The organism is Mesorhizobium sp. AR02 (assembly GCF_024746835.1).
In the GTDB taxonomy this organism is placed as follows: Bacteria; Pseudomonadota; Alphaproteobacteria; order Rhizobiales; family Rhizobiaceae; genus Mesorhizobium.
Genome location: NZ_CP080531.1, coordinates 1729049 through 1747972, shown reverse-complemented (window position 1 = coordinate 1747972; position 18924 = coordinate 1729049). Strand labels below are relative to the sequence as shown.

The 18924-nt window shown below is 58.4% G+C and carries 28 protein-coding genes; 15 read left to right on the top strand and 13 right to left on the bottom strand.

Translation table 11 applies throughout. The features are described from left to right. Nucleotides 1–21: 21 nt before the first annotated feature. The 7 genes from DBIPINDM_RS12750 to DBIPINDM_RS12720 all read right to left on the bottom strand — a co-directional run bounded on the left by DBIPINDM_RS12750 (nt 22) and on the right by DBIPINDM_RS12720 (nt 3731). On the bottom strand, nt 22–300 hold the full coding sequence (locus tag DBIPINDM_RS12750; protein ID WP_258587588.1) for a GCG_CRPN prefix-to-repeats domain-containing protein: 279 nt from the start codon (nt 298–300) through the stop codon (nt 22–24). Nucleotides 301–410: 110 nt separating this feature from the next. Next, nucleotides 411–866 (bottom strand): periplasmic heavy metal sensor, encoded by a 456-nt coding sequence (locus DBIPINDM_RS12745; RefSeq protein ID WP_258587587.1) that lies wholly within the window; start codon nt 864–866, stop codon nt 411–413. Next, complete coding sequence (locus tag DBIPINDM_RS12740) at nt 863–1309, bottom strand: hypothetical protein (protein ID WP_258587586.1); 447 nt, start codon at nt 1307–1309, stop codon at nt 863–865. The genes DBIPINDM_RS12745 and DBIPINDM_RS12740 overlap by 4 nt, the downstream gene beginning before the upstream one ends. Nucleotides 1310–1422: 113 nt before the next feature. Next, complete coding sequence (locus DBIPINDM_RS12735) at nt 1423–1959, bottom strand: RNA polymerase sigma factor (RefSeq protein WP_258587585.1); 537 nt, start codon at nt 1957–1959, stop codon at nt 1423–1425. A gap of 45 nt (nt 1960–2004) precedes the next feature. Next, complete coding sequence (locus tag DBIPINDM_RS12730; protein ID WP_258587584.1) at nt 2005–2430, bottom strand: EF-hand domain-containing protein; 426 nt, start codon at nt 2428–2430, stop codon at nt 2005–2007. Between the two features lie 217 nt (nt 2431–2647). Then, nucleotides 2648–2836 (bottom strand): YodC family protein, encoded by a 189-nt coding sequence (locus tag DBIPINDM_RS12725; protein ID WP_019863018.1) that lies wholly within the window; start codon nt 2834–2836, stop codon nt 2648–2650. A 202-nt stretch (nt 2837–3038) separates the two neighbouring features. Then, the gene (locus DBIPINDM_RS12720) at nt 3039–3731 is read right to left on the bottom strand and encodes a class I SAM-dependent methyltransferase (protein ID WP_258586038.1); all 693 of its coding nucleotides are present in this window, start codon (nt 3729–3731) and stop codon (nt 3039–3041) included. A 421-nt stretch (nt 3732–4152) separates the two neighbouring features. Here DBIPINDM_RS12720 and DBIPINDM_RS12715 point away from each other — a divergent pair, with 421 nt between their 5' ends. The 9 genes from DBIPINDM_RS12715 to DBIPINDM_RS12675 all read left to right on the top strand — a co-directional run bounded on the left by DBIPINDM_RS12715 (nt 4153) and on the right by DBIPINDM_RS12675 (nt 10152). Beyond that, the gene (locus DBIPINDM_RS12715; RefSeq protein ID WP_258586037.1) at nt 4153–5523 is read left to right on the top strand and encodes a tyrosine-type recombinase/integrase; all 1371 of its coding nucleotides are present in this window, start codon (nt 4153–4155) and stop codon (nt 5521–5523) included. 73 nt (nt 5524–5596) lie between these two features. Continuing rightward, nucleotides 5597–6580 carry a hypothetical protein gene (locus DBIPINDM_RS12710; RefSeq protein ID WP_258586036.1) on the top strand — a complete coding sequence of 328 codons (984 nt, stop codon included), beginning with the start codon at nt 5597–5599 and terminating at the stop codon, nt 6578–6580. A gap of 134 nt (nt 6581–6714) precedes the next feature. After that, complete coding sequence (locus DBIPINDM_RS12705; RefSeq protein ID WP_258586035.1) at nt 6715–6933, top strand: helix-turn-helix transcriptional regulator; 219 nt, start codon at nt 6715–6717, stop codon at nt 6931–6933. Between the two features lie 11 nt (nt 6934–6944). Beyond that, nucleotides 6945–7157 carry a hypothetical protein gene (locus DBIPINDM_RS12700; RefSeq protein ID WP_258586034.1) on the top strand — a complete coding sequence of 71 codons (213 nt, stop codon included), beginning with the start codon at nt 6945–6947 and terminating at the stop codon, nt 7155–7157. Between the two features lies 1 nt (nt 7158). Further along, nucleotides 7159–7710, top strand: a complete 552-nt coding sequence (locus tag DBIPINDM_RS12695; protein WP_258586033.1) for an HNH endonuclease signature motif containing protein — start codon at nt 7159–7161, stop codon at nt 7708–7710. After that, entirely contained in the window at nt 7710–8315 is a 606-nt protein-coding gene (locus DBIPINDM_RS12690; RefSeq protein WP_258586032.1) for a hypothetical protein, read from the top strand. The genes DBIPINDM_RS12695 and DBIPINDM_RS12690 overlap by 1 nt, the downstream gene beginning before the upstream one ends. After that, nucleotides 8312–9232: a toprim domain-containing protein gene (locus DBIPINDM_RS12685; protein ID WP_258586031.1), complete on the top strand. Its 921-nt coding sequence runs from the start codon at nt 8312–8314 to the stop codon at nt 9230–9232. The genes DBIPINDM_RS12690 and DBIPINDM_RS12685 overlap by 4 nt, the downstream gene beginning before the upstream one ends. 134 nt (nt 9233–9366) lie before the next feature. Further along, on the top strand, nt 9367–9771 hold the full coding sequence (locus DBIPINDM_RS12680; protein ID WP_258586030.1) for a hypothetical protein: 405 nt from the start codon (nt 9367–9369) through the stop codon (nt 9769–9771). Between the two features lie 123 nt (nt 9772–9894). Then, entirely contained in the window at nt 9895–10152 is a 258-nt protein-coding gene (locus tag DBIPINDM_RS12675) for a hypothetical protein (RefSeq protein ID WP_258586029.1), read from the top strand. Between the two features lie 66 nt (nt 10153–10218). Here DBIPINDM_RS12675 and DBIPINDM_RS12670 read toward each other — a convergent pair whose 3' ends face one another. Then, a complete protein-coding gene (locus DBIPINDM_RS12670) occupies nt 10219–10494 on the bottom strand; it encodes a hypothetical protein (protein WP_258586028.1) in 276 nt (91 codons plus the stop codon). Between the two features lie 325 nt (nt 10495–10819). Here DBIPINDM_RS12670 and DBIPINDM_RS12665 point away from each other — a divergent pair, with 325 nt between their 5' ends. The 4 genes from DBIPINDM_RS12665 to DBIPINDM_RS12650 all read left to right on the top strand — a co-directional run bounded on the left by DBIPINDM_RS12665 (nt 10820) and on the right by DBIPINDM_RS12650 (nt 12785). Then, nucleotides 10820–11140 (top strand): hypothetical protein, encoded by a 321-nt coding sequence (locus tag DBIPINDM_RS12665; RefSeq protein ID WP_258586027.1) that lies wholly within the window; start codon nt 10820–10822, stop codon nt 11138–11140. Beyond that, nucleotides 11124–11597 (top strand): terminase small subunit protein, encoded by a 474-nt coding sequence (locus DBIPINDM_RS12660; protein ID WP_258586026.1) that lies wholly within the window; start codon nt 11124–11126, stop codon nt 11595–11597. The genes DBIPINDM_RS12665 and DBIPINDM_RS12660 overlap by 17 nt, the downstream gene beginning before the upstream one ends. 49 nt (nt 11598–11646) lie before the next feature. Next, nucleotides 11647–12300, top strand: a complete 654-nt coding sequence (locus tag DBIPINDM_RS12655; RefSeq protein WP_258586025.1) for a hypothetical protein — start codon at nt 11647–11649, stop codon at nt 12298–12300. 257 nt (nt 12301–12557) lie between these two features. Continuing rightward, nucleotides 12558–12785: a hypothetical protein gene (locus DBIPINDM_RS12650; RefSeq protein WP_258586024.1), complete on the top strand. Its 228-nt coding sequence runs from the start codon at nt 12558–12560 to the stop codon at nt 12783–12785. A gap of 230 nt (nt 12786–13015) precedes the next feature. Here DBIPINDM_RS12650 and DBIPINDM_RS12645 read toward each other — a convergent pair whose 3' ends face one another. Beyond that, complete coding sequence (locus DBIPINDM_RS12645; protein ID WP_258586023.1) at nt 13016–13912, bottom strand: glycosyltransferase family 2 protein; 897 nt, start codon at nt 13910–13912, stop codon at nt 13016–13018. A gap of 255 nt (nt 13913–14167) precedes the next feature. Continuing rightward, on the bottom strand, nt 14168–14641 hold the full coding sequence (locus DBIPINDM_RS12640; RefSeq protein ID WP_258586022.1) for a hypothetical protein: 474 nt from the start codon (nt 14639–14641) through the stop codon (nt 14168–14170). 437 nt (nt 14642–15078) lie between these two features. Between DBIPINDM_RS12640 and DBIPINDM_RS12635 the strand changes: the two genes are divergently transcribed. Together DBIPINDM_RS12635 and DBIPINDM_RS12630 are read left to right on the top strand one after the other, a co-directional pair. Beyond that, nucleotides 15079–15864 carry a Tim44 domain-containing protein gene (locus tag DBIPINDM_RS12635; RefSeq protein WP_258586021.1) on the top strand — a complete coding sequence of 262 codons (786 nt, stop codon included), beginning with the start codon at nt 15079–15081 and terminating at the stop codon, nt 15862–15864. 169 nt (nt 15865–16033) lie between these two features. Then, nucleotides 16034–16261: a hypothetical protein gene (locus tag DBIPINDM_RS12630; protein ID WP_258586020.1), complete on the top strand. Its 228-nt coding sequence runs from the start codon at nt 16034–16036 to the stop codon at nt 16259–16261. Nucleotides 16262–16610: 349 nt separating this feature from the next. Here DBIPINDM_RS12630 and DBIPINDM_RS12625 read toward each other — a convergent pair whose 3' ends face one another. The 3 genes from DBIPINDM_RS12625 to DBIPINDM_RS12615 form a co-directional block, all read right to left on the bottom strand. Continuing rightward, the gene (locus tag DBIPINDM_RS12625) at nt 16611–17273 is read right to left on the bottom strand and encodes an outer membrane protein (RefSeq protein WP_258586019.1); all 663 of its coding nucleotides are present in this window, start codon (nt 17271–17273) and stop codon (nt 16611–16613) included. Between the two features lie 802 nt (nt 17274–18075). Continuing rightward, entirely contained in the window at nt 18076–18237 is a 162-nt protein-coding gene (locus DBIPINDM_RS12620; protein WP_258586018.1) for a hypothetical protein, read from the bottom strand. A 135-nt stretch (nt 18238–18372) separates the two neighbouring features. Beyond that, a complete protein-coding gene (locus tag DBIPINDM_RS12615; RefSeq protein ID WP_258586017.1) occupies nt 18373–18573 on the bottom strand; it encodes a hypothetical protein in 201 nt (66 codons plus the stop codon). Between the last annotated feature and the right edge of the window lie 351 nt (nt 18574–18924).

The following is an 18924-nucleotide window of genomic DNA, read 5'->3' as shown; positions in this document are numbered from 1 at the left end:
GGCGGCTGGCCCCGGAAGTCCTTACCAGCGATGCCAGCGGTGCCAGTGGTGGTGCGGATGCCAGACGTAGAAGGCGGGGCCGGGCCCGTAGTAATAGCGCGGGTAGACCACCACGCGGTTGGGGACGCAGCGGCCCCAGGGATTGGGATGCCAGCCAGGGCCGCAACCCCAGGCGACGTGCTCGACCAGCGCCGGGGCGGCAAGCGGCGCCAGCGGCATCGCCGAGGATGCCGCAACCGTCGCCACCGTTCCGGTCACCGCAAGAGCGGCGGTAATCGCGTATTTTGTCAGATAGTTCATGACCATGCTCCGAAGTTGTCCGAGGTTGAAAACCTGTCGCACCACACGGGTCCGGCAGGTCCTGCCCTTCATTTCGTTAAACGGGCGCCGTCGGCATTTTCCGTCGGTCGTCACGGCGATTTTTTTGGCGCTGTCGACGGCTGTGTCCCGCTGCGTCTCGCGAGGCCCTCCGCCAGCACGTTGCGATCCTCGGCGGAACCCGCCGCCGCGAACTCGATGATACGTTGCTCCAGCCGTGTCCGCACGGTGACGTCGGCATTGCGGGCCCGCTCGAGAGCGGCCGACAGGGCGGCGGTGTCGAGGACAGGCTGCCGCAGCAAATCCGCCGCCGCGCGCCTGGCCTGCTGGCCGTCGAGAATGATGTCGCGCGACTCGCGGCGGACTTCGCGCAGCGCCTTGCGGAACAGCGTCCGCTGCTGGTCGGGAAGCCGGCCGCCGGCCGCCTCCAGCGAAGTGCCCTGGCCCGGCTTGCCGCTTCTTATCCAGACGGCCCCGCCGGCAAGCGCACCGGCCAGGAAGACGTTCAGCACCACCGACACGATGAGAAGGTTGCGGCCGGTGCTCATAGGTCTTCCTCGATCGTGTCGGGTCCGGCATCGCCGAACGCCGTCGCATTGGCATCGAGCACATAATGGTCGGGTTGAACCTCGGGCGTGACGACGGTCACCAGGGCCAATCCGGCGATGGCGCCGGCGAGCCCAATACCGGCAAGCCCCAGCCCCAGCCACCAGACCCGCTGACGCCGGCGCCGGACGATGTGCCGATCGGCGGTCCGCAGGATCGTGTCATGCAGTGCCTTGCCGGGGTGCTGGACGCTGTAGCTGTCAAGCAGGGCGTCAAGCGTGCCGGCCTTTCGCGAAATGGCCTGCCCTGTCTCGCTCGAAGCAAAGGTGGTGGCGGCTTCGCGCTCCGCTTGCGGCCAGCGCCGCAAATCGCCGCCATAGGCTTCGGCGAGCGCCGCGAAACGCCTGGCATCCATTGCCGGGCCGTCCTCGATATCTTCAGCCATGTGTTTTCCCCTTGCCCCTTGGTGCCGCGTGCCCACGCGGGTTGGAAACGAGGCAGCCCCACTGGACGCCCGCTAGGCGCGATGACTGTGCGCCATTCATGGTCGCGCTCTTCTCAATCATAGACGCCATCCCTGGCCAATATTATCTGCAAGGCCCGCCGGCCGCGCGAGAGCAGGCTCTCCAGCGCATCGACGCTGATCTCCAGCGTCGCGGCCGCCTCTATGTTGGACATCTCCTGATAGTAGACCAGGATGATCGCCTCGCGCTGGCGTGGCGCGATTGCCTGCAACGCCTGCTCGATCCCCTGCGGCTCTTCGCGAGCGTCGGGAAGCGGGGCAGGGTCTGCCATATCCGGCAAATCGTCGGTCACCAACTCGCGGCGCCGGCGCAGCCGGTCGTAGCAAAGGTTGAGCGTCACCCGGTGGATCCAGCTGTCGAAGCGTGCATTGCCGCGCCGCCAGCTCGAGGCATGACGCCAGATGCGCACGAAGGTTTCCTGCGCGACGTCCTCGGCCTCCGCCGCGTCGCCCAGCATGCGCACGGCAAGCGAAAGGATGCGCGGCAATTTGCGCGCGACGAGCGTCTGCACCGCCGCGGGATCGCCAGCGCCGACTCGACGAACCAGCTCCTCGTCCGGATCGACGCTCATCGGCTGGCGCACTCCCGATATCCATCACGCGTCATGGCCTCTTGGTCATTGCTCCGGCTTGGGAGCGGATTTGTGGCCTGGCATCTCGTCGGCCGTCAGAACGCCGTCGCCATTCTTGTCCAGTCTGGCAAAGCGCTTGGCGAAGAACGCATCGAGCTCGGCGCGATCGATGAAGCCGTCATGGTTGGAATCGATGCGCGCGAAGGATTTGGCGGCGTCGCCCTTGATGTTGCGCTTGGCCTGAAAGGCCTCCCACTCCAGGAGGCTGATCTTGCCGTCGCCATCCGTGTCGGCGGCCATGATCGCCTTCTCCCGCCGCTTCTGGAACTTGGCCAGCGTGATGTCGGACCTGGCCTTTGGCGCCGCAGGGGCGGCGGCCGGCGGCGTAGCAGGGGGCTGCGTCGCCGTTTGGGCGAGAGCCGCAACGGTCAGCAGGCTCAAGGCAGCGGCAAGGATCGAACGGCGTATCATGCTTGGGCGTCTCCGGTTGGCGCGTCGGCCACGGCCCATGCCATGGTCACGCTTCAACCGTTAAACGCCGCGACAGCGGAAATCCGTCGGTCGCCAGAGCGGATACTTCGATTATCGGCGATGCCGACTCGGATATTGGTCTCCAGAACGACGTGACACCTCATCCGGCGTCCGAAATCACGCCGGGCGGCCACCGCCCTTGGCGAACGGGCAGGAGCTACGCCGACGGGTCGGCGGCCACCAGCTGGTCCGGTTTGAAACCCGCATGTTGCGGGATCCAAACATCGCCCTCACGGTTGAACCAGTGGCAGAGATACATGCCGGAAGCGGCACCGTCGCTGACCGTCATCTTCGGCCCTCCCGACTTCAGCTTGACGACGTCTCCGGTCTTGAAAGTGTTGGGCATTTTTGGACCTCCCATGCTGAGGCCGACGAGTTTCCCACCAAAGCTGAGTCTCGACAATGGCGGATATGGGTCGCTGGCGTCGCGGTCCACAGCACCCCGCTCGCAGGCCCTTCGTCATTGTAGTCGCATAGCGCTCAGCTAAGTTCTTGGGCCAATCCGATGCGTAATCCCTTGGCCTCGACCCACCGTGATCCTTCGTTCGCTATAGAGCCTCTTTGGCGAAGCGCGGACGCCGTCGCATCCTGAGCGTGCTCAAAATGACAGAGTTGATAGCGGAGCCGATACCAAACCTTCCGCTATCGACTTTCTGAGCCACGAGTTGGTGCCCGACATGGAGAACTTTAATTTCCTTGCGTCTGGAAGCCACGAAAACATTGATGGCTTCTTCCGGCCTCGTTTCGATCGGTTGTTGCCGTTCCCAAGCGTAGTCGTCCCAGATAATGGTCCCGCCATTCTTGAGTAGAGGCCACGCCAGAAGGGAATCGACGTGAACCGCGTCCCGGTCGTGGGCACCATCGATATAGATCAGGTCGTAAGATCTTTTTTGGTCCTGCAGGTCGATCAATGCCTTGCTGGAAATCGACTTCAGCTTTGTGACGCGCCCGGCATACGAGGCCGTGTTGGCATCGAAGCGCCGTTCTATTTGGGCAAATCCGCCGGCCAAAGTTACGTATTCGTTCTGCCCTCCAGCGAACGGATCGATGCACGTAATCCGCGACCGATGGCAGTACTCAAGAAAAAAGATCGCGGAACGTCCTTCCCAAGATCCGATTTCCAAGATGTTGAGAGGTCGATCCCGCATACTTGCAAGGCAAGCGCTCCAGACATGGAAATTATTAGACGCCCAATCGGAAGAAAATTCTTTCCCTTCGTACCACTTAGCAAAATCGACCACTGCTAACTCCTCTATTCCCGGATTGTCTAGCGCCACTGTCCGCCTCAATGCAACCCCGCAAGTGGGACCTACAATTGATCGCCGACCAGTCATGCTATCGGGCTGCACGAACGTACCCGGTGCGCTTCCCAGCTTTATCAGCAGATCGGCGCTTTAAAACCCGATGCAAGGCGACCTCACACCAAGAACAAAAGGGCAAAAAGCGCCGCCAGGAAGTGCTACCAGAGTGCTACCACGGCGTTTTTCGCTCTACGCCTCGGGAACCCGCAAACCCTTGGGAAATATTGGTGCCGCTTAGGTGACTCGAACACCTGACCCCATCATTACGAATGATGTGGCACAATTTTCGTTCTGTTTCCGTTCGTTTCCTGCTGTATCCGTAACCCTAGCGTTTTCAACGGGTTTCTTGTAGGCTGTTGCCGTGGATTTCGCGGCATTTGATTTTCGGGGGTGCCCCGGGGGTGCCCCGACGCAAAAAGAGGCGAAGGTGGCAGACGAGGGTAAACCAGTCAGAATCACGAAGCGACTCGTCGACGCCCTGGAGGCGGATGGGACCGACTATTACGTGTTCGATACCGAGCTGATTGGCTTCGGCATTCGGGTGCGCAAGACCGGTGGCATGTCCTACATCGTTCGCTATCGCGCCGGGACGGGGCGCACTGCTCCTGTGCGGCGCGTCACCATTGCAAAGGTGGGGAAGGTAACACCCGATCAGGCCCGTGAGGCGGCGAAGAGCGCCCTTGCGTCGGTCGTAATGGGCGCTGATCCGGCAAAGGAAAAAGCCACGGAGCGCAAGGCCCTTACCTTTGCCGAATTGTCAGAGAAATTTCTGAAACACATTAAGGCGAAGCGGAAGCCAAGCACTGCGACCCATTATCGCCAACTCCTTGACCTCCACGCAAAGCCGGTCCTTGGCAAGCGGAAGGCCGCCGCCGTCTCCGTGGAGGACGTTGCGACGCTACACCTCAAACTCTCGGAAAAGCCAGCGGCGGCAAATCGGGTAAGGGCCATTATCAGCTCCATGTACTCATGGGGGATCAAGGGCAAGCTTCTGCCGAAGATGGAAAACCCCGCCGCCAGCATCGATCGCTATCAGGAAAAGAGGCGCGAGCGGTTCCTGAAGACCGAAGAGATCAGCCGACTTGCGGCAGCCGTGCAGGAGGCCGAGACCGTCGGGATACCCTGGGAGCCAGATCCCGAAAAGAAGACCAAGCACGCCAAGAAGCCCGAAAATCGATTGGTCAAGATTGACGCGCCGGTCACAGCCGCCGTTCGCCTGCTTCTGCTGACGGGCGCACGCCTGCGCGAAATCCTGCATCTGAAATGGGAGCACGTCGACTTTGAACGTGGCCTGTTGCTGCTCCCCGATTCCAAGACAGGCCGCAAGACAATCGTCTTGAACGCGCCTGCGCTTGCGGTCCTCAATAACGTCTCGCGGGTAGGCATCTACGTCGTGGCCGGGGAGAGTGCAGGCACCGAGAACGAGAAACCGCGCGCGGACCTGAAGCGACCATGGGCGATGTTAATCCGTCGTGCCGAACTCGAAGGGCTCCGTATTCACGATTTGCGGCATAGCTTCGCCAGCTTCGGCGCTGGCGGCGGCATGGGTCTCCCCATCATCGGAAAACTGCTGGGGCATACCCAGGCTGCAACGACGCAGCGCTATGCTCATCTCGATGCCGACCCGTTGCGGCGCGCGTCAAATACAATCGGCGCGTCCATCGCCGCAGCCATGGGTGAGGGTGCGGCGCCGGCCAACAACGTAATACCGATTCGCGCTGACAAGGCGTGAAAACAAACCCGTAGGGATAGGCCGGCCAGCCGACAAGCCGGGGTTGCACCTCCCGACTTCCCTGCGGCCCTACATGGTGCATTCGCAAGGTGCTGCGATGCAGGCTGATTCAACATCGGACGAAAATCGAGAACACCTCTTAGAAGAGGTTTACCACGGCAGAATGAAACCAAAGGATGCGGAGGTTGAAGCTGCACGCCTCCAGATAAATCTCAAAACCTTTCCAGATCCAGCTCAATTTGACCCGATGTCCCTGCCGACTTGGACGTTGGTCATGGCCGTTGCATGGATATCGTGGCGAACGCCGGCGGCGGTTCGCGAGTGCTGGAATGACTATCGCGGGAAATTCGCCGACTGGTCCCAGCACGATTGGAAAATACCTTCTGAAACAGGCGAGCCAGAGTTGATTAAGGGATGGGCGCTTGCGCCACGAAATCGGATGACGCTTGAAGGGCTGGCCATAAGGCACGTCATCACCGATCAGCTCTACGCAAATCCGCAAAACCCGACGACCGCATGGTTTTCCGGGCTGTCCCAAGATTCGGAGATGCTGGAAAAGTCACCTAGTATCGAAGCGGCTTTGGAACAACTTTGGCAAAGGTTGGCGGGGGAAGCACTCACAGCAACCGCGCTCAAGGGCTCTTCTGGCGGCCGGCCCGTCCAGATCCCAAGCCACGAATGGCCATATCTGGACCGCACCATCGATGATCAACTGTGCCTCAAGGAGACGCCGCTGGAAGTTGAGTATCGTGATGTCACGTTTCGGAGCGCTGACCTTTGCCGCATTTGGCCGACCGATCAGGTATCTGCTGCTGTTGGGATATCCCCATCCCCATCCCCGCCCGCACAAGCGAAGCAAAAGCGCAACCGCCGTTCCCAACAACAGGAGATTGTAAAGCCGTTTCTAACGGAACGGTTCCGTGACGGCATCCCGAGCGTTGCCGAGATGACGGATGGCATACTCGTGAAAGTAATTTCCGCTGACATGGAAGCAAAATTGCCGAAGGGCGCAGTTCCTAAACGCGACAGCATTCTAAGAGCTGCTGGCCGCAGATAGGTCGGATATTTTGCGCATTTTGAGCAACTAAGGCATTTAAGGCATTGCCTTAGTTGCAAAATGACTACTCGCCGCTGTTGCCGCAAGTTGCCTCTACGCCACGGGATTGTCCTGGCGGTTCATGAGGCGACATAATGTCGGATGCAGTAGTCAAGGAAGATGCGCGCAAGATGCTGCGCACCGAAGGGGCCGCGTCGTACGTCGGGCTCTCGATCTCCACCCTCGAAAAACTTAGGCTTACCGGCTACGGGCCAGCATACATCAAGCTTGGACGCGCAGTTGTCTATCGCGCGCACGATCTTGATGCATGGATCGAGTCCAACCGTCGCAAATCCACTTCGGTCGCGGCGTGAGGTGCAGAGAGATGATCATGCACGACAAAGCCGCCGGCCCGGCTAGGCTCGGCGGCTCGGTAGATAATCATGCTGTGACGGCACATTTCTACCGCACCAACTCTGAAATGGCAATCGCGATTGATGACGGCTCCTACGCCGTTGCCAAGATTTCAAGCCGTTTTCAGGTTCCTCCGGCCACCGCTTTTGAAGTCTGCCGGATGGCAGGGTTGGGAGTGCGCTGAGATGGCCAGGAAAACAAGCATTGCCGAATATCGGAAGAGAATGCCGGCACTCACTGCCGAACGCGCTCGTGAATTGCTGATCTACGATCCCGAAACTGGCGCGCTCCGGTGGCGCGTCCCGCGAGGCGTCGCAAGCGGCGCCCTGGCAGGAACGAGGACCGCTGACGGCTATACCCAGGTCGAAATCGACTACCGGCTATACCGGGCTCACCGCGTAATCTGGCTGATGATGACGGGCAAGTGGCCAAAGCATCTTGTCGACCATCGAAACGGCATGCGAGCCGACAACCGGTGGAAGAATCTTCGGGAAGCTACGCCGCTACAAAACGCCAGGAATCGCAAACCGGGAAAATCGAATTCCAGCGGAACGGTTGGCGTTTCCTTCATCGCGAGCCGGAAGAAATGGCAGGCGTATATCGGCCTCGACAACCAGATCGTAAAACTTGGCCACTTCGAAGATAAAACCGACGCGATATCAGCTCGGCAGGAGGCAGAGCGCCAACACTATGGCGAGTTTGCTCCGATGCAGGAGAGCATGGGAGTCGCGACCTGATGGCCCGCGACTATGGCAAGGTCTCATCCTCTTTCTGGACAGGAACGACCGGGCGCAGCATTCGCGGCGATGCTGATGCCCAACTCGTTGCCCTCTACCTGTTGACGGCTCCAGGCGCCTCTATGTGCGGCGTCTTCTATTGCCCGATCGCCTACATTTCGAACGATGTGGGCATACCCTTCGAAGGGGCTTCGAAGGGACTTCGAAGGCTATGCGAGGAGGGGTGGTGTTCGTTTGACGAGGAGCATGACCTGGTATGGGTGCATGAGATGGCTCGCTACCAGATCGGGAGCGCCCTGAAGATCAACGATAAGCAGGTGATCGCCGTGCAGAAGGCATTTTCGGCGATGCCTAAGTGCATGATTTCAAATTGTTTCTTTCTTCGCTACCGTGAAGACTTTCACTTGAAGGCTCGCCTCGATCTGGCTGAATACGAAAGGGCCTTACAAGCCCCTTCGGAGGCCCTTCGAAGCCAAGAACAGGAGCAGGAGCTAGAACAGGAGCATAAAAGACCTATCCAACAGGCGAAAACATCAAAGGCTATTCGCACTGCAAACATGCCCGCCTTTTCCCTTGGTCAGGAAGCCTTTGGGGGTGTCGCATGAGCCTTCGCGAAAGAGCACAAAGGCGCTGGCACGGCATCCTGGGGGCACTCGGGGTGCCTTCCTCTCATCTGACCGGCAAGCACGGCCCATGCCCTATGTGCGGCGGCAAGGATCGCTTCCGCTTCGACAACAAGGATGGCAAGGGCACGTTCTATTGCTCACAGTGTGGTGCCGGCGACGGCGTCCAGTTCGCCATGAAGTTCCTTGGCCTCGAATTCAAAGAGGCTGCGGTCGAGATTGAAAACGTGATTGGCGCTGCATCGGTCGAGGCGACGAAAAAAAAGGAACTGACTGGCGACGCAAAGCAAGCTGCCCTCGATCGGCTATGGCGGGGGTCGGTTGAGATCAGCAAAGATGATCCGGTTGCGCGCTTCCTCGCGATGCGAGGCCTGGGCGACCGGTATCCAGACGCGCTTCGCTACTCGGCGCGAACCAAGTTTTCCGACGATGGATCATTCCGCCCTGCGATGCTGGCAGCCCTCGTCGACATCGATGGGAAACCGATCAACATCCACCGGACGTTTCTGACCCTCGACGGCCGCAAGGCCGAAGTTGGCGAGCCTCGGCGGATGATGCCTGGAGCGTTCCCCGACGGCGCGGCGATCCATCTGGCGAGCCATCGCCATATCCTCGGCATAGCTGAAGGGATCGAAACATCTCTGGCGGCGACCATCCTGTTCGGGGTGCCGTGCTGGTCGGCGGTCAATTCCACCGGGCTCGAGAAATGGGTTTCGCCGGCTGGCGTCTCTGAAGTCGTCATTTTCGGCGACAACGACCCGAAATTCGGCGGGCAAGCCGCAGCCTTCGCACTCGCGCACCGCCTGGCCGTCAAGGGCCTCGTCGTGCGCGTCGAGATCCCCCCAATGATCGGCGACGACTGGAATGACGTATTGCTCAAACACGGGAGGGTGGCGTGAACGAACTCTATAAGCGGCTGGCCCGACAAACATAGGAGGGGAGCGAACTCGACAGGCGAGCCCGTCACCCTTCATCAGGCTGCTGGCATTGCGGGTAGCCTTGTGAGTATGGGGAAAAGACGGTTAGATTGGGAATGAACCGTTTGCACGTCAGCATCTTGACGATAGGCACGCTCGCTCTGGGTATCATTGCTGCCGAGGCGAAGCCGGTTCAACTGACCGCCGATCAAATCGGAGTCATCGAACAGACCATAAGATACCTGCTGCAAGACCGAACGAACGTATTGTTCGGCAAGCCCGCCGCTACTACATCTCCAACCGGGTCAATCATCGTTTGCGGCAGGTACAATGCGAAGAGCGGCTTTGCAGGGTATTCCGGCGAGACGGCCTATAGGGGCCAGTTCGATAGCGCTGACACCGGGACAAAATACCTGCCAGCCTTCGACATTATCACAATGCCTGAAAATCAATCGGAAACCGACGATCTGATAAAGCGCTGCGCCAGTTTAGGGGTCGATGTGCCGCCGATCGGCAAATAGCCTGAAAATGATCGCAGCCGGCGGCGAGGGATCATTTGGTGGGCGAATAGCTGGCAAACGATTCTTGCCGCAATCGTCCATTACGAGGCAGGCTTGGCGGATTCAATAGCCCGAGGAACCGAAATGATCGTCAACGAAGACGAGTTCGTTGTCTTCACGGCCGAAAACGGCTCTCAGATGCGTTGCCGCTTAGACAATCGTGGCCAACCCTCCAGAAAGGGTCTCTCAATAGATTTCCATGACACACAACACGAGAGCAGCGTCTCGATCTTCCTCGACGCCGACGAGGCTTCGACCTTGGGCGATTTGATTGAACGCCTGTTCAAAGGCCTAGGGGTTCTCAGTGGGAACACAGGGAAAGCTGGCGAAATAGACGCTTAACTAGGCTTGCGCCTAAAATAATGGGGTGGCGGGCACGTGTCCCGCCACCGGTCTATGCAGCTGAGGTTACTTCGAGCCGCCGAGGGCCTTCAATTTCACGCAGAATTGCGCATGCGGCTTGCTCATCGCCGCATCGTTGCATTCCTTCATCATCTTATCCTGATCAGCCTTGGCCAGTCCCGCCCAGGCCTTTTTCATATCGGCGTCCGACTTCATCGTCTTCATGCTCGCGTCGGTGAAGAACGGCGCCATCATCTTGGGTTCGTCCAGCGCGCCGGCTAGCGCCGCGCCGCCGACAATGGTGAAAGCAAGTGCGCCGAAACAGGCAGTTTTGAAGTTCATGAAATTATCCTTCCCTACTATTTTTGCCCTTCCGGCCGACAGTAGATTCTAAAACATGTCAATATTACGAGCTGATGGCGAGACGTGTACGCCATCTTTGCCGTGTCCTGTAGAAAATCGGTTTTGATTGCGCGGAATTTGAGGAATTATTGTGCTTTTTTGACCCCATGCACTCAAGGCTGCCGTCCAAAATGGATACCCGGGGATACACCGGGGCACCTAGGGATACACTAGGACAAGCCATTGAAATGATTAGCTAAATTTGCGCGACAAGCTGTTTTCGTATAGGGTGCCCGTAATTACACCGGCCGCCTGAACGGGACGAATGATCCGCATGACGCGCACTGAAATCATCGAGGCACTACGGGCCGGCTTGCTCGCTACAGGTTTCATCGCCGTGGAGGACTTGAGCACTGATGAGGAAATCTATCTTTGTGCTCATACGGGTGAGGAAGAAACCGACGACACGGACTGGAGCTGTGCCAGGGTTATGGAAGGTTGGGATAGGTGCATCGGGAGTGTCGGCCATTTCGGTTCCTTTCGAGAAACTAAAAGGATGATGCCGTCAGTCTTTGGAAGAGTCGAGACGGCGAGTTTCTATAAACCGTCAAACAGCGATGAGACGACCAATGGCCAGACCAAGTGAATTCACTGAACAGGTGGCGTCCGCAATCTGCGAAAGGTTGGCGGATGGTAAAAGCCTTCGTTCGATCTGCCTTACGGATGACATGCCCTCGAAGACAACCGTGCTGCGCTGGCTACTTGATCCAGATCGCTCCGAATTTTGTGACCAGTACACGCGTGCGCGTGAGATCCAGGCCGATATTCACGTCGATGACATGGTGGATATCGCCGACGATGGTAGCAACGATTTCAGCACCAAGGAAAATGCGGACGGATCGACCTACCAGCAGGTCAACAGCGAGCATATCCAGCGGTCGCGCCTGCGTGTCGATACTCGCAAATGGATCGCGGAGCGCATGCGGCCGAAGAAATACGGCAACAGGGTAATGACCGAGCTGTCAGGTACGGTTGAAACTTCAATTGCCAGCCTGCTCGCAGCCGTGGACGGAGCCACAAGAGGCATCCCGAGTGGGAAGTGACGCATCCTCACGTTCAGATATTGATTGGACCTCACCAGGAGAGACGCCTTTGACTGTCGTACCGATTAAGAAACAGCCTGACGCTCCGCCGCTGCATGATGCCGGAAAATTTGTGCCGGCTATCTCGCCTGAGAAGGCCGAGCGCGAAGAGGCGACACTAGCCAAGCACTATGCTCGTCGCAAAAAGGCGCCTGTCGTACCTCGGATCAAGGTTTCCGGCATCCAGATAACAAACGACCATACTGACCACAGTGTCGGCTGTGCCCTGCTGATGGAGGCAATGGGAACCACCAGTGACGATTTCGCAAAAGGCATGATCGGGCAACTGGTCAACATCGGCAGCCAAGGTCAGGTAGTGGACGAATCCGGCACCAACTTCGCCCTTGCAATCGTTGGCGGCATCGCCCCCCAGGACCAGGTTGAGGCGATGTTGGCCGCTCAGATGGCCGCAGTGCACATAGCTACGATGACCTTTGCGAGGCGGCTCGCGAACGTCGACACCATTCCGCAGCAGGACAGTGCCGAGAAGACCTTCAACAAGCTTGCGCGTACCTTTGCGGCCCAGGTGGAGGCGCTGAAGCGCTATCGCAGCAAGGGCGAGCAGCGGGTCATTGTGGAGCGCGTCACCGTCGAGAAGGGCGGCCAGGCGATCGTCGGCAACGTCGCCCACGGGGGTGGGGTGGGTCAAGAAAATGATCGGTAACCCCATGGACAAGGCGCACGCGGCGCCACGGTGCCAAGCTCGCAGCAAGCGGAGCGGGATCGGATGCAAGGCACCGGCCAAGCGCGGGCATCGAGTTTGCCGGTTTCATGGAGCCGGTGGTGGAGCGCCTAAAGGGCCTTTGCACGGCCTTTATCGTCACGGTCGGTTCACATGCGAGGCCGTGGCCACACGGCGTTCCATTGCCGATCTCGTGGCCTGCGCAAACGAAACGATCCGTCACATTACCGGAGGCGCTTATGAATGACGAGCTTCCGACTGCCAGCGAAGATCTTCGGCGGGCAACCAGTGTGGCGCAGGAGATGGCTTCGGCGGTTCGGCTAAATTCGCTGGGTGCGCCGACGCATGGCGATCACCTGCTGAAATTGCTGGTCAGCCTGATTGGTCACGATCTGAAACTCCGGCCGACGCACTGGCATTGGCGGCCACAGCCCGCACCTTGCTACCGTTGGCATTCGCATCTGTGAATGATGCCGGCGAGCGCATGGAAACAGAGTGCGTCCGCCACCTAATTGATCGGACTATTGAGACCTTGGAGGGCATCTCCGGGCTTCGGGCCGAAACATTCACCGGGTCGGGACCGGCGGTGAATTGATGATAAGCTAAATCTCGGGTGGCGACCGGCAGTCACAAATGCAAATGCAAGTTCGGACCGAGGCGCGCGGTTACCCATCAACTGGCTTGATATGGCTGCTAATCAGTTTTCGATTTTCTGTTTTAAGCGATAGCGAGCGCCGAAATAAATGCCTAGAGACCTTACAGACAGAGCTAACAGAACAATCGGCATCGAACGGATGGCGAAGCTCAACTCCGGTTCCGATAGTCCAATCCTTGCCAGTTTGCGGATCTGTCGGCGATCCTTAAAATTGTTGCGAGCAAGTCGAAAAGGGCTCATCGCTGGTGCCCCGGAATAATAGGCGCCGCTGCGATAGCCACGCCTGTACTGGTCTACCAGCAAACCACGTAACCGCGTTTCGTTGCGGTGGATGGTTTTGACCTCAGGCTCCCAGATGGGCTTAAGCGCGGGCGGCAACCTTTCGAGAAATTCCGTGTCCTCGGCGACTCGCATCGTTTCGTCGAACAGACCGTATTCCCCAAACAACCGGCGATCGAAGGAGACGCCGTAGCGCAGCGCCAGTTCTGCGGGAAGGCCTGGAAGGCGGCGCGGGAACAGCGCAAGATATGCGGCACAGGCAAACGGATTGCGGGGATGGCTGTTCGCAATCGCACTCGAAACCGTGGCTGCCCCCGAAAGGTGCCAGCGAAGTCGTGCCTCTGCCCAACCTGGGCAAGCAAGGCAATCGTCTGCAAGGAAAGCAACGAAAGGCGCCTCCGTGGAGGCAATCCCGACATTGCGCGCAGCACCAACGAAGACTCGCCTGGCAATTTCAATCACCGGTACATTGATACCGGCGTCGCCCAGAAGCGACTTTGCATCCCCTCCGCCAGAGTTGACCACCAAGATTTCGAGGGGCATGCCCTGATCGATAAGAGATTTGACTGAACCGATGATACTTGCCGGCGCTCGGTACCCAATTACAACAACCGCCAAGTATGGGTTGGCCTGCTGGCTGGCGACGCTCTCCGTTTTCAATTCTTACCCCAGGCCAGTGCGCGATTGTTCCTGCAAGACCGACAGGCAGGATAGTTGCTTCATTGGGGATTGAGAAGCAGTCTTACCGGTATCCGACAGGCGGGCATTTTTGTTGTTGATGGAACGCGCTTCCAACTCAGGGCGCGGTGCGACGCGCGCGGCGCACCTAAAGTAGGGCGAAATAGACAAGTCAGCTTGATAACCGGCTGATAGCGTTGGACATTCGAGCGCGCAATAGCCTCCCCGCTTAACGCGTTAGGGCTTAAAGCCGTCTGCTGCCGAATGAAATCCGATCTCATAGAGGTAATATTCGAGATCAGACGAGCTAAGCGAGATCCCAGTTCCGATATAGGTTTCTGAATAAATCCCGTCTTCCATTTTCCAGACATCAAGGCCATTCGGAACAGGCTTCTCGCAGCGCCAGTTGGTTGTGTCGAGAACCTTGCACCCGTCCAGAAAATAGGCGCCATTGTTTCCTGCATTAGGGCCCGTCACAGTCCGCCATTCTCGATGGACGACATTCCCGGCAGGGTTGACCGTGAATTTTTCGACGGAATATTCGGTGTTGTCGCCGCAGATTGCCGTCTGCGAGAATGGGAGCAGGCATTCCGCGACTATGCGCGAAGCCGAATTACTGCCGCCAGCATCACATGCCGATAGGAAAGCCAGCAAAGCGAGGCTTCGCTTGATCATATATTCGCGCCGCCCATCTATGTCGTTTAATTCCAAGCCCTCCCAAGGCACCGAGACAATCGCGTACGATTCGACAATGTGCAAGGCACACCACGGCTTGGGGTGGATCACCAGCGGGAATAGCCGCCCTTGAGCATCACCATATCGGGATATTCTTCATCCTCGCTGGGCTCATAAGAGGGCGAAGGCTTACCAAATTGTATGGCGGGAGAGATTCAACGGTAAGGGCTGCCGCACCATATCTAGCCTACGAGGCGGATAACCGGTACCTACCGAAGGATTTTAGGATGTCTAAGTCACGGCTGATCCAAGTAGCGTCGATACTGTTGATACTCTCGACGGCACTTGGGAGCATATCGCTCAACCCGGCAGAAGCACGCAGGGGCGGCAGTTTTGGCAGTCGCGGCAGCCGGACTTTCCAAGCACCAGCCCCGACGACTACTGTACCGTATACCGCGCCCGTAAAGCGCTCGATGACGCCGGCTCCCGCCCAGCCGGTGTCGCCGTCGCAGCCGTCGCTTGCTCAGCCACGGCCAAGTTTTTGGAGCGGTTTCGGCGGAGGGCTGGTTGGCGGGTTGGTCGGAGGGCTGCTCTTCAATGGCATTTTTGGCATGATGTTCGGCCACGGATTTGGCGGCATCGGTGGCGGCCTCAGCTTCATAATCCAGTTGTTGCTGATCGGCGGTGTCGTCATGTTGGCAATGCGGTTTTTCAACCGCAACAATACGGCTCCGGCCGAGGCGAGAAGTCTTGGCTTTCCGTTTGGCCGGCAGGGTTTTGGAACCGACGCGCAAACTTACAGCCCACCAGCCGCCGGCACGGGGGCAAGTGGCGCAACCAGCGCAGACGAAATCGGGATTACCGACGCCGATCGTTCTGCTTTCGAGCGCATTCTCGCGGACTTGCAAGCGGCGTTCACCCGCGAAGACCACCAAGCGCTACGCCGGCTGACCACTCCCGAAATGGTTTCCTACCTCTCAGAGGAGTTGGCGGATAACGCCACCAAAGGCCTGAAGAACGACGTATCAAAGCTTCAGTTTTTGAACGGTGAGGTCTCCGAAGCGTGGCGCGAGGGCATGCGCGACTACGCGACCGTGGCTATGCGTTGGTCTGCTATCGATGTGATGCGCAACCGTCAAACAGGCGCGATCGAGAAGGGAGATCCCTACAATCCTGTCGAAACAACCGAGTTGTGGACCTTCACTCGCGAGACTGGGCAACCATGGCTGCTTTCTGCGATCCAGGAGAATGCCAATTGAAGGGCACCGTCAACCGCTGGATCTGCGCTTCAATTGCCTGCCGGGCGCTTTTATCCGCCACGGCAGGGCTCTGCGGTCCAGTTCCATACGGTTTTGTAAACTTACCGCCACGCTGGCGTCAAAGTCGTGCACGAACTTGGGAATGGAGGGACAAGTTCTGAATGGAGGAATGAAGATGTTTCGCAAAGTAGCCGTTGCCGCTGCACTCGTAACCGTTTGCAGCATGCCCGCTTTCGCTGCCACGGAATACTGGGTGGCAAAGGATGCCGCCACGAAGAAGTGTGAAGTCGTTATGAAAAAGCCGGACGGCACGAAGTTGATCGATGCCGGCAAGAAAACCTACGCCACTAAGGGCGACGCCGACAAAGCGTTGAAGCTTCTGGCTGATTGCAAATAATTCGGTAGCGTTTCTGGCGCAATTTCATACCCGTCCCGGGTCGACCTGGGACGGGCTTTTGAAGCAGCCGGACTGAAGTGCTGGGTTGGTTGCTCCGCGAAGGAAACAAAGCTCCATGCCCGGCGTTGATGGTCGTCCAATATCGGGAGGACCCGGCAACTGCGGCAGTGATGATTTTGCTTTCGTGCAGCTCAGGGCCGGCGACCAGTGGACGCGCGCTCGTTAGGATAATTGAATCCGGCGGCGGTGGCGCGGGCGGCACCGCTTAGGACTTTAGCGCCTATTAACCCTCGGCACGAACTCCTCGATCCGCGCCCTCACTCCGTCCTCGACCACCGCGCGGACTATCTCAGAACTTGTAGTTGATCTTGCCTACAACAACATTCTCCGTGTCGCGATTGTCGACCGAGAAGCCTGGATTTACGCTGCTCGCACCACTTTTCGAGCCAAAGTCGTAATAGTTCCATTCGGCACCTGCGGTCCAATGGTCAGTGAATGCATATTCGACGCCCAGACCAGCGGTCCAGCCAACCCGGGACCCGCCGTCAAACGATTGCAGGAAAAGCTGGGTTTCGGCGAATTTATACTTCGTGAATGCAACACCACCGTCGCCATAAACAAGGAACCGGTCGAACGCGTATCCGAGACGTCCGCGCACGGAACCCAGATAATCCTGCTTGGTCTCGCAGACGGAACCTGCGGTGGTCGAACATTGGGCGTCACCCTTTACAGTCGAGCCCGCAAGGTCGCCTTCAATGCCGATGACAAACTGGTTGATCTGGTAGTTGTAGCCAATCTGGCCGCCGAAAACACCGCCTGAGCCGTTGGTGTTGAAGGTAGGACTGCCCGTTTGCGACCAGCGACTGTCGTTCCACCCGCCGCCCGCCTGGGCGCCGATGTAAAAGCCGGTCCATGAAAAAGGCGCGGCAGCAACAGGCTCGACGAGGTCAGCAGCCAGAACAGGCGACGATGCTGCCAGAAACGCAGCGGAACAGATGAGCGCGAGTTTCATGCCTTCGTCTCCAAATTCATCAACTTCTAGCTTTGCTCATTTTCTCACGAAGAGTCTGCGCTACTTTTGCAACAGGGCGGAATATTCAACGATTGAAAGTCCGCTTCCAGTCGCGGTTCCGCTCCCGCACTCAAAAGAGCCGCCAAAACCCTCTGAAAGAGTTCGCACGAAAAATTTCACTACGGTCCAGGGCAGCAAAAGGGCATCCCGAAAGCGTCGAGTTTTTAATCCTGACTGAAGCTGGCCAGCGGGGAGTCCGATGAGCAATCGTCGTGAGCTGCGAAGGGCATAGGACGCGCGCCCTGGCTTCCGCGATCACGCCATGGCTGCCTGCCGACCTGCCGGCACTGCTGTCATTAGCTCGTGGCTTGCCCAAAGGCTGCACGGCCGGCGCCGTCCTTGCCCTGCTCCGCACCTTTGTCGCCTAGGCGCGACGGCAGAGTGTATCATTTTAATACAATCCCCAATTGGTTGACTCCTGCGACACATCGGCAGCTAGTGTCTCCTCCAGGCCAAAAGGAGGGAAAAAGGCCGCGCGGACTGGGAGGAAACGATGTCTGTACAAAAAGAAGACTACCGAACGAACAGAGCCGACTATGTGATCGCTGCAACGCATGGCCGAGCGACCGCTGGTGATGGCGATCGCGATAAGAGGCTGGCTAGAAGAATGAAGTTCCTGTGGCTAAGAGATCATCGGCGATCCGCCAGATTGGCCGCTAATCCGTGTGAGAGTTTGCCAGCACCGAAATCCAGACCGCGCGGTTAGCGCCACCACCAAGGGGCGCTTCAAAAGGGTAAGGCTCTAGCGCTTCACCTTCGGCGTGATCTCCTCGATCCGCACCTTGTCGCCGATCTCTCTCGCCCAGGCGAGTGCTTTGGCCTTATCCTTGGTGGTAAGCACTGTGCGCCAATGCGGCGCCTCGTAGACGCTCACGACGTAGGTCGTTTCCGGCTCGTCGGTCATCTCTTCTCTCCAGGTCACAAAAGCCCGCGCCGCTTGCGGGCAAGCGCGGGCCGATCGGAGGGCCGATCTTCGGCAGGGGTGTTGCTGAGACATCGCCTGCCGCAGCACAAACTTTTAGAGGTCGCTAATATTCCGTCAAGGTGCCGCAGGCGGTCGCACCGGTCCTGTGGTGTCATCCCGTACGGCCTTCAACATCACATCATGCAAGACACGTGTAGCCCGGTAGTGGTCGCAATGTGGCGATATGAACGGCTTGACGATGCTCAGATGCAGCGCTTCGGCTGCCACCAGGCCCTGGCTATTGTCGTCCGGTTCGATGGGAGGGCTGAACGACAATTTGTGGGCGCTTGGACCCGTCTGGCTGAACTAACGAGCCTGTACTCGTCCCAGACCCATTGTTGACTTGAATTGGCTGTTTTGCCTGCGCTGATCGAACTGCTGTCCGAAGTTCGGGCTGCAAGACTTTCGGAGGAGTACGGAACTCTCTGGGGATTTGGAAATTCTATCCAGGTTCCACTAGAGCGAGGTTCCAAGTGTTCAATCGTAACGAATTGCTGATGATCGAGGGCGTTCTGGCGGCCGTGCTGCCTGTCGCAGTTGGTCTGCTTCTCCTCTCGTGGGCTTTGTGACCTTCGTCCCAGGTCTTGGCCCATTCAGCTTGAGTTCGATCAAAGGTTTCCCACAGGA